The organism is Commensalibacter sp. M0355 (assembly GCF_016101365.1).
Classification (GTDB): Bacteria; Pseudomonadota; Alphaproteobacteria; order Acetobacterales; family Acetobacteraceae; genus Commensalibacter; species Commensalibacter melissae.
Window position 1 is genome coordinate 123767 of record NZ_JACFQQ010000004.1, and the last position, 9320, is coordinate 133086.

The following is a 9320-nucleotide window of genomic DNA, read 5'->3' on the forward strand; positions in this document are numbered from 1 at the left end:
TTTATAGCGTGCGAGATTTGTACCAATTTTTAGAAATAATTTTAATTAATCAATATAATGAAATGATAGCTTCCGAATATATTAAACGGAAGAGTGAACTTGATGAAGTTCTATAGCCATTGCTATAATTTAAGGAAAAATAGGTATGGATAATTCTAATCAACCAGATAATCAGATACAACAATCCTTGTTGGATTCAGTTGCAAAGATGGATCAGGCATTAGAAAAATTTTCTTTAGCTTTTTCTACACATTCATCAGATAATCCGGAATCTTCATCAATCCTTTCAACAAATTTACAAATCATAATTGATAATCAAAAATCTGCGAATGAAAAACTTGATAACTTAAATCAGTTGAATAATTTGCCTAAATTAGGAAAGCTAGATAAACTTGATGATTTAGATATTTTGAAAAATTCATTATATGAAAAGTCCGATCATGATGGAAAGGGAGAATCATTTCTTGCTGCGGTAAGCAAATTAGAAAATTCTTTTGATAGTTTTAAGGGGGCAATTTCCGAACTGGCAGATCGTTTCTTAACGATAAGGGACATAAGTAATATTACAGATGATAATAGTGCAATGCAACAAATGGCTAGCATGACAAATTCATCTGTATCGGATGTTTATCAAGCTGTAAATGTTGGTAATCGTTATGGGGCGAATAAATCTGAAAGTTTGATGTTTTATAAAGAAATGGCGAATATAAATTCTGCCATTTCCACCAATAAAACAAATAGTTTACTTAATTATCCAGAATTACAAGAATTAGATAAGGTAGCTCCCAGTCAGCGAGTTTTACAAAGGGGTGATGACAAGGGGCATAATTTTACTGCACTTGAGCGCTTGGAAAATATTCGTAAGGCTTTAGCCACTTTACAAAAAGTTAATCCGGATCGTGCAAATATTATTGCTAGAAAATTGGCTCATGACAATGTTCATATTTATGATCAATTGACTGCGCCTGAACATGATATTATTGATGCCAAATCAAAAAGAGTTCAAACCCATGGATATCAAAATATATTTTTAGAAGAACAAAAAAATTCTAATTTAGAAGGAAATAACGAAACCAATCAAATTTTATCAGAAGCGTCAAACGCTAGTGCAAAATTAGATAATATTAAAAATCAAAATAACTTATTAGCAGCTGAAAAATCCGCCGGTTACGTTATAAATAAATCGAATTTGGAAAGTGATTTATTAAAAAGGCATGGAGATACAATCGCTTCTGCAAAATCAAAAATAGCTATTACAAATGATGTTAATGATAAGATTGATCTATTAAAAACTGTTTTTACCGCGGTTATAAGTTTTGTAGCAACAATTGCGACATTTAAAGGAGTTTTAGGAAAGGGTGGTTCAGGATTAGCAAATATTGCCAAATCCTTACTGAAGAATGGTAGTAAAGCTGATAAATTTATTTCTAAAATACCTGAAATTGGTGCTATAGGTAAAAAAGCTAGTGGATTAGGTAAAATATGGAATAAAGTTTCTGGTATAAGTGCTTTCAAAAAGGGAACTGGTTCCGTTATAGGGAGTATTGGTCATACAGCTTTGAAAATTCCGGGAATATTCGGATTAACTGGAGGAGTAAAGGCTGTTGGGGATGAGTTAGAGCATGTTGTAACTAAGATTCCTCATTTTGGTAATGCTGGTCGTATGATGGGAAAAGTTGCAGCTTTTGGTGCACGTCATATATTACCTAAAATAGCAGGTTTATTTGCTGGGCCTGCTGGGTGGGCTTTTGATGCGGTGTCATTAGGTTATGATTTGTATAGTTTGTATAACTACATGACAAGTAAAAATAGTAAGGCTGCATCTCCTTCTTTGAAAAAACCAATACTCGCTTCTTCTAAGGTTAATCAGTCAGGCAATACCATCGCGGTGGGTGTGGGTGGTACAGCTGTTGGAATCGAAGCATATAAAGCCTATCAAGGTACGATTGGTAATTCACAAAAACATTCTTTATCATCAGGTAATGATAATGTTCAAATGAGTAAACTACTGGCAAATGATGGACAAATAAATAAGGTTAATCCTTCTTTTAATAAGATAATGAATTGCATGACTAATAATAATCAGCAATATCGAATTAATATTATTGTACAATCCTCAAGTGCTGATCCCATGATGATAGCACAACAGGTAAAACAGCAATTGAGCCTTAGTTTTCCATTTTCTAACGCGGTACAATCTTACAAAGCTATCAATTGTTGAAAATTTACTTATTAAAAAACGAAAAAATATAATCTTAATTTTTATTTATTCAAGATAATTTTATAATATTTATAAATATTCTTTTAAATTTAAATAATTTATTTGTTGGTTCTAATTTAAAAGGGCCTCGATATTGGAGGATGTTATGGCTATAAAAATAGGGGCTGATAATATTTTGTCCTCTTATGCCCAGAGTGCTGGGTGGAAGCTATTAAATCAATTGGTTAATACAGATTCCAAATTCGGTTTTTTCGATAAAAATGGAAATCCATTTTATGAAACTGGATTAAAAAAAAATGAAATAAAAATCTTAAATAAAACATTAAGTTTTTCTATGGGCAATAATATAGCCGAGGCAGGGGTTATTTATTTAAAGTATAAAAAAGAATATAAAACTTCAACTGCACCTGTCGAAGGTGGAAAAGTTGTCGCATATAATCTGGTAGAGCAACCCAGAACGGGACAAGTCACTTATGTTTCAACAGGAACTCAAAAACAACGGAAATTATTTGAGGATGCTTTGGAACATGCTGAAAATTCCACAAATGTATATATTTTGCATACAGCGGAACGTTTGATTAACAATGTTAAAATAACTGCTCATTCTGTTGAACGAAATTCATCAAAAGGTTTTCAACTTGTACGATACTTAATTGATTTTCAGGAAATTATATCCACACCAAAGAATATTACCATTAAAAATGCGCTAGCCTATTCTAACGACAGTGTGAGTCAGGGAACAACTCAACCTCATGCTTTAAATGGTAATCAGAAACAAGCGGCTAACAAAAGCCAAAAACCTTATTAGTAAGATTGATAGGTAATAATACGAAATGCAACTTATACAGATTTCACCTATTGAGGCTCAGCAGTTTATTCTTACTCTTGAGGGAATGGATTATCGTTTTCGCCTGTTGGATAGAGGAAATGTTGGTGTGTTCCTTGATGTTTATTATGGTGCAGTACCATTATTAACAGGAATTTTATGTCTGGATCGGGTTCGATTAATTCGTTCTGCTTATCTTGAATTTCCTGGAGATTTAATGTTTGTTGATCAGCAAGGATTTAATCATCCATCTTATAAAGATTTTGGTAATCGTTATTTGCTTTATTATCTCGAAAGTGGAATTGATGATGGGATAGGTATATAATGCAATCATCCTATGAAGAGAAAATTACTGTTATTGGTCATCGTCCTACTTTTACTACCTTTCATAAACGTTATTTAAAATTTGAATTTGTAATGGGAGTGGATGAAAATAAACGACAAAAAACATTTGCAGATGGAAAATTAATCCTTTCGGTCGAACATCTTAAAGCGAAAGTTTCTATTGATTATCAGGGAGGGGAGAGTCTTCCAGAATGTCAATGCACGATTTATAATATGGATGAGCATTGGATCAATCAATTATCAACATTGGGTCAATATAAAAAAGAGTCAAATGGGTTTGGCAATTATTTGATCATATATGCAAGTCTGGAAAACAGTTCCGATAAAAAAATTATATATAATAAAATATTTGAAGGCGGTATAACAGTTGCTTATGCAGATTATGGCAGTGCACCTGATCTTGCTTTCCATGTGAATGCAATGGTTGCAGCAGGATTAAATCTGACTCCAGCTAAATCCATTTCATTCAAAAATAAAACACCTGTCGCAACTGTTGTGCAAACAATTATTGATAAATATAATGCATCTCTACCCTATTCTAAGGGGATAGGAAGATTAAGTTTTAAAAATTATGGTGTTAATGCCGTTTTAAACAATCCCAATTATCATGATGATTTAATTGAACAAATTCGATTATGTACAAGAGATACGAAAACCCGTTTTACATTTCAGGATCAGATTTGCAAAATCTTTCCTGAAAATATGACATTAAATGATTATGAACGTAGACTAGAAACTAATGATAGTAATAATGATAAGATAGAAGCTGTAGAAATTTCTTCCAGGAATATTTCTGTCAATAATGGAATGATCGGTTATCCTGCCTATTCAGATAGAGGTATCATTGTTCGAAGTATATTTAATCATTCAATTCGATTTGGAGAGGAAATAGCTCTTAAATCAGAATATATTAAAAATGTTAATGGAGTATGGCGATATATGGTTTCATTAAAACATGAATTATCCTGTTATACACCTGATGGGCCATGGTTTACAAATATTGAATTGCAAAAAGATTTTTCTAAAAAAGATAAAAAAGGACATATTGGCTAATGATGAATCCCAACAAAGGAAATAGCGTTCTTAATACGTTATGGACTATGATGGATAATGCAATCAGTCGTGTTTTTACTGCTATGCCGGTACAAGTATTATCTGTTGATACCGAAAAACGGCTTCTTGATGTAATTCCGATGCTCGCAATGTTGGATAATGAAGGAAAGGCAGTAGATCATGCGCAAATCAGTAATATTCCTTATGCAAGACAACAGGCTGGAGATTATGGAATCATTATTGATCCTCAAATAGGTGATAAGGGCATTGTTGTTTTTGCTGCTAGGGATATTTCAAATGTTGTTTCTAGTCGTAAAAAACATATTCCGGCAAGTTATCGTAAACATTCTATATCAGATGCCATTTATATAGGATCCCTTTTAAATGAAGAACCAAGAACATGGTTAAAAATCACTGATGGTAATCTGGAGATGGCCATTGCGCCTGCGTCAAAACAATCCCCCACTACTTTCGTGAATATAAGGGATCAGGACGTAGAAATATTTTTATCTAATGGTACCGATGTAAAAATAAAAGATGATAAACTTCATATCAAAGCTTCGGATATTAATATAGAAGGTAATGTCAATATAAATGGTCAGGTCAATATTTTGGGAGAAACATCCATTATTGGTGAGACTTCAATTATAGGGAACACTTTAATTACAGGTGCCGCTCAAACGACAGGAGATACTGTTATTGATGGAATTTCTTTTCTTGAACATGTTCATGGAAATGGTAATAAGGGCCAAGATACTACCCAACCTAAAAATTAGATTTAAAATTTTTAATATATTCAAAAGGTTATTTTTTATTATTAATTATCATAAATCATATTCTATTAAAAAATTAATTTGAAATATCAATAACTTTATTAACCACTCTTTGGAGTGGTTTTTTTTGAGGTTGAAAATGGAATTATTATTAACTGAGGATTGGGATTTGCTGGTTGATAGAAATGGAAATATAGCAACTGTAAATGATGGGTTTGCCATTGCTCAACAGGTTGCTAACGAAATAAAATTGGAAGAGGGTGAGGGATGGTATGATGTGAACCAGGGAACACCATATTTTACTAAAATATTGGGGGTTAATCCAAATTGGGGATTAATTAAGAATATTTTATTGGATCGTGCTGAAAATGTTGATGGTGTTATCCGTGCTGACATGGATTTGTATGTTGATAAACAAAGGGCCTTGCATGGAAACATTTATTTAATCATTGATACAAAGAGCGGGGAACAATTAAATGTCGTTTTCTGACGATGACAATATTAATGCAAGAAATATCTCACCAGTTCAGCTGAGAAATTTACCGATTGTTAAAGATGTCGACACGAACATCCCTTCATTAAAATGGGGGGGACAATCCACATCAGACCATGACAAAGAATGGGGTAATACAGGTATCATATTGCCTGAAGAGCAGGATATTCTTGCAGGCGTTATTGAAGATTTTCAGAATGCCTTTAATAATCAATTAAAGTTCTTCAATAATCAAAATGAATTTTTATTATCAACCCCACAGGGCCAACTTGCAACCTCTATGGCCGCGATAATTTCAGATCGTAACCGTTTATTGGCATATTATGTAAATCAGGTTGATCCATCTTATGCTACGGGTCGAATGCAAGATGGTATTGGTCGGATTTATTTTATTGAACGTATAAAAGCCAAAGCGACTACTGTTACCGGTATCTGTCGAGGTCAAAAAGATGTCATGATTTCGGCAGGAACTAAAGTGCAGGATGGTGATGGAAATTTATATGAAGCGGATCAAAATTATATAATTGGTGAAGATGGCACAGTAGCTGTAAATTTTGTTTGTTTGCAAAAAGGTCCAATCAATTGTCCAGCGCATAGTTTACAAATGTATCAGCTTATTCCCGGGTGGGATAATGTTGATAATCCTACAGAAGGTATCATTGGTAATAATGTTGAAAGCCAAGCACAGTTTGAACAAAGGCGGCGACAATCCGTAGCTTTAAATTCTGTAAATAGTGTGGATAGTATTATGGCAGCTTTACTGAATTTAAAAGATGGCAATGGTAGCAGTGTTTGTGAAGATGTTTATGTTATTGATAATGATTCGGGAGGAGGTGTGAATAAAAACGGTGTTTTTTTAAAACCGCATAGTCTTTTTGTTTGTGTCTCTGCACCAGATGATGATTGGAGTAAACAATTAATTGCACAAACTATATGGAAGAAAAAACCACCGGGTTGTGATATGAATGGCGATCAAATAGTCGTCATTCAGGACCAGAGTGGGTTATATTCAACACCTCCGAAATATACTATTTGTTACGCTAATGCAAAAAGAATTCCGATCAGGTTAAAAATTACTTTAGCAAGACCACAGTTCTTACCAAAAAATGCGGTTGATCAAATAAAAACGGCAATTATAAAAGCTTTTACAGGTAATGATGGATCGAAAAAACCTAGAATTGGAAGTGAAATTCTAGCATCCAGTTTTTATGCACCTGTGCAGAGATTGGGGAGTTGGATCAGCATCATAACCTTATTTATTGGACGAGAAATTGCCAGTTTTTCGTTGGTTCAAATGAATATCGATGAAATGCCTACATTGAATAAAGATGATGTAGAGGTAGTGTTTAATGGATGAATCGGTATTTTTTGATGAAAATAAACCCCCTTTATGTCTTGATTATCATGAAACAGTTATTGCGCAATATGCCAATTCACCCCGTTTACTTGCGTTAATAAGATCATTTAGTGAAGCGATGAAAATCTGTGTTTTTTTTAGTGATTTTTATGAAAATATTTGGGATTTGAATACTGCCACAGGTAAAGGACTAGATATTTGGGGGCAGGTGGTTGGTGTTAATCGTACTGTAAAAACCCTTACGGGTTTCTTTTGGGGATTTAATGAGGAAACTTTATTATTAGCACGTCCGTATCACGATTTAACAGGTTTTAATGACTCCTTATCTTCAATAGAAGATCGTCGTACGGCTTGGGGTATGTTTCGTGATTACCAAGAGTTAGAGGGTGAAATCACATTTACAGATAAAAACTTTAAAAAGTTAATTTTCGCAAAGGCTCATGCGAACGTGAGTAATTACAATACATCAGATCTCAATTTTATTTTGATGTATATTTTTGGATACAATGAAAATGGGGAAAAAAATAATCATGAAATATATGTTCGAGATAATTTTGATATGTCGATAACTCTTATTTTAAATTGGCTGCCTAGTACTGATGAAGTGGCTATTATCATGAATGCAGGTTTATTGTTCAAACCAGCTGGGGTCTCGTTGAAGGTTGATATTCAGCCTAAATAATTAACAAATAAATATTAAAGGACAAAAAATGTCTATTCAAAGACCTGGAAAGCTTTTTTCCTCTAAATGGGCAGAATATGGTGATCGCTTTAATATCGAAGATACTGGGGCTGATTATCAAAATGGACGTGCTGATATAGAAACGGGTTTCCCACCACAAACAATGAAATCAGTCTTACAGGGAGGAGTTCCGCCCTGGGGACAGGATCATAATGGAATTTTATATAAAATTACAGAAGCTATACAATGGACACAAGGAGGGGGATTAGCCTTTTTCAATCAGGAATGGTCGAATAAAGTAGGAGGATATGCCCTTGGATCAGTTTTGAGATCGCAACGTTTTATTTATGTATTTTATATAAATATGATGGATGGTAATTTAATTGATCCAGACACAGGAAAGATAACTAGTGATTACTGGGTTAACTATGATAAACCTGGAAATAATTGGGCTGTTTTATCCATACTTTCTGATAATTCCGATAATATTTCTTTCTTGGATAGCGATACTTTTAGAATTACTACTAAAGTTGCAGGGCCATTAGCTAATGTTTATGTAAGGCCTTCGACAAAAGAGGTTAAATTCTTAGGTACACCAGATTTTCCATTTAGAACGGTGCAAGATGCTATTAATGCTGTGCCTAATGGTGGGACAGCAACTATCTATTTGTGGTATCAAGATGAATATACCTTAATGCAGGATAATACCATGAATTTGCCTGGATTGTTGGCAAATGGATGGGATATTGGTCATCGAAATTTAAACTTTGTTCCATGGGGACAAGATGAAAGGGATGAATTTGGTAATTATAATGATGAAACAGGAGCCTTGATTGATCAATTAAAGCATGATCTAGTCTCTTCTCACAGTGAAGAGGGGATTTGGCATTTTTCCATAATGAAAAAACCTATTATTCATATTCCTGTTGGAGTTGATAATGTTAGTAATATGACTATTCATGGTTATATTAGAGGAGATCTTGGAGCTTCTGTAGTTTTTGAACATTTTGAATTTGTCGTTCAAAGAGGTACACAATTAGGTAATCATCAGGATGGATCTCCTTTTCATCCTTTTTTAAGTTACGTTTTTAATGGTTGTAGTTTTGTTAATTTAGATGTTTTAAATCAATTATATGGGGGTTGGGAAGGTGCAAGTAATACGATTAAATTTACTAGATGTCATACAGCTGATGAAAATGGTAATCTTGTAACAGAAGGAAAATTTATTTGTTTAGGTCCAGCTACGACGACTTTAACCGTTGATTTTACTAGATTATCATCTGATACTGAAACATTAAATGGGCATTCATATGAACGTTATGAAGCAAATGCTGAAGCATTTTTTAAACGTATACGTAATTATCAATCTGCACAAATGCGTCCTGTAGCTTACCGGATGAAAGGTTCTCAACCTGTGGAAACTTTTTATTATCCCCAAGGTTTGAAAACAAGCTTAGATTTGGACTTTTCTTAAATATTTTATATATTTTCAAATAGATATGGATGGTTAGCGATGTATTTAATGCGAACGTTTTTTTTGAACAGCTATTGTGTATACCAGGTACTGAGA

Annotated in this window: 9 protein-coding genes; all 9 read left to right on the forward strand. The window is 33.5% G+C overall.

What is annotated here, in order from left to right; translation table 11 throughout:
- Positions 1 to 145: 145 nt before the first annotated feature.
- A complete protein-coding gene (locus H3T44_RS08105) occupies positions 146 to 2221 on the forward strand; it encodes a hypothetical protein (protein ID WP_198196854.1) in 2076 nt (691 codons plus the stop codon).
- Positions 2222 to 2366: 145 nt separating this feature from the next.
- Positions 2367 to 3029 carry a phage baseplate protein gene (locus H3T44_RS08110; RefSeq protein ID WP_198196855.1) on the forward strand — a complete coding sequence of 221 codons (663 nt, stop codon included), beginning with the start codon at positions 2367 to 2369 and terminating at the stop codon, positions 3027 to 3029.
- 25 nt (positions 3030 to 3054) lie between these two features.
- A complete protein-coding gene (locus H3T44_RS08115) occupies positions 3055 to 3372 on the forward strand; it encodes a phage baseplate plug protein (RefSeq protein WP_110439487.1) in 318 nt (105 codons plus the stop codon).
- Complete coding sequence (locus H3T44_RS08120; protein WP_198196856.1) at positions 3372 to 4445, forward strand: hypothetical protein; 1074 nt, start codon at positions 3372 to 3374, stop codon at positions 4443 to 4445. The genes H3T44_RS08115 and H3T44_RS08120 overlap by 1 nt, the downstream gene beginning before the upstream one ends.
- A complete protein-coding gene (locus H3T44_RS08125; RefSeq protein ID WP_122123187.1) occupies positions 4445 to 5221 on the forward strand; it encodes a Gp138 family membrane-puncturing spike protein in 777 nt (258 codons plus the stop codon). The genes H3T44_RS08120 and H3T44_RS08125 overlap by 1 nt, the downstream gene beginning before the upstream one ends.
- 136 nt (positions 5222 to 5357) lie before the next feature.
- Positions 5358 to 5708 (forward strand): hypothetical protein, encoded by a 351-nt coding sequence (locus H3T44_RS08130; RefSeq protein WP_198196857.1) that lies wholly within the window; start codon positions 5358 to 5360, stop codon positions 5706 to 5708.
- Positions 5695 to 7068, forward strand: coding sequence for a baseplate J/gp47 family protein (locus H3T44_RS08135; protein ID WP_198196858.1), 1374 nt, complete (start codon positions 5695 to 5697; stop codon positions 7066 to 7068). The genes H3T44_RS08130 and H3T44_RS08135 overlap by 14 nt, the downstream gene beginning before the upstream one ends.
- Positions 7061 to 7750 carry a DUF2612 domain-containing protein gene (locus tag H3T44_RS08140; RefSeq protein ID WP_110439492.1) on the forward strand — a complete coding sequence of 230 codons (690 nt, stop codon included), beginning with the start codon at positions 7061 to 7063 and terminating at the stop codon, positions 7748 to 7750. The genes H3T44_RS08135 and H3T44_RS08140 overlap by 8 nt, the downstream gene beginning before the upstream one ends.
- A gap of 28 nt (positions 7751 to 7778) precedes the next feature.
- Positions 7779 to 9224, forward strand: a complete 1446-nt coding sequence (locus tag H3T44_RS08145) for a hypothetical protein (RefSeq protein ID WP_198196859.1) — start codon at positions 7779 to 7781, stop codon at positions 9222 to 9224.
- Positions 9225 to 9320 lie beyond the last annotated feature (96 nt).

Coding starts and splice junctions, on each gene's coding strand:
- H3T44_RS08110 (WP_198196855.1), top strand. CDS start 2,367: ATGGCTATAAAAATAGGGGCTGATAATATTTTGTCCTCTTATGCCCAG.
- H3T44_RS08115 (WP_110439487.1), top strand. CDS start 3,055: ATGCAACTTATACAGATTTCACCTATTGAGGCTCAGCAGTTTATTCTT.
- H3T44_RS08105 (WP_198196854.1), top strand. CDS start 146: ATGGATAATTCTAATCAACCAGATAATCAGATACAACAATCCTTGTTG.
- H3T44_RS08125 (WP_122123187.1), top strand. CDS start 4,445: ATGATGAATCCCAACAAAGGAAATAGCGTTCTTAATACGTTATGGACT.
- H3T44_RS08140 (WP_110439492.1), top strand. CDS start 7,061: ATGGATGAATCGGTATTTTTTGATGAAAATAAACCCCCTTTATGTCTT.
- H3T44_RS08135 (WP_198196858.1), top strand. CDS start 5,695: ATGTCGTTTTCTGACGATGACAATATTAATGCAAGAAATATCTCACCA.
- H3T44_RS08130 (WP_198196857.1), top strand. CDS start 5,358: ATGGAATTATTATTAACTGAGGATTGGGATTTGCTGGTTGATAGAAAT.
- H3T44_RS08120 (WP_198196856.1), top strand. CDS start 3,372: ATGCAATCATCCTATGAAGAGAAAATTACTGTTATTGGTCATCGTCCT.
- H3T44_RS08145 (WP_198196859.1), top strand. CDS start 7,779: ATGTCTATTCAAAGACCTGGAAAGCTTTTTTCCTCTAAATGGGCAGAA.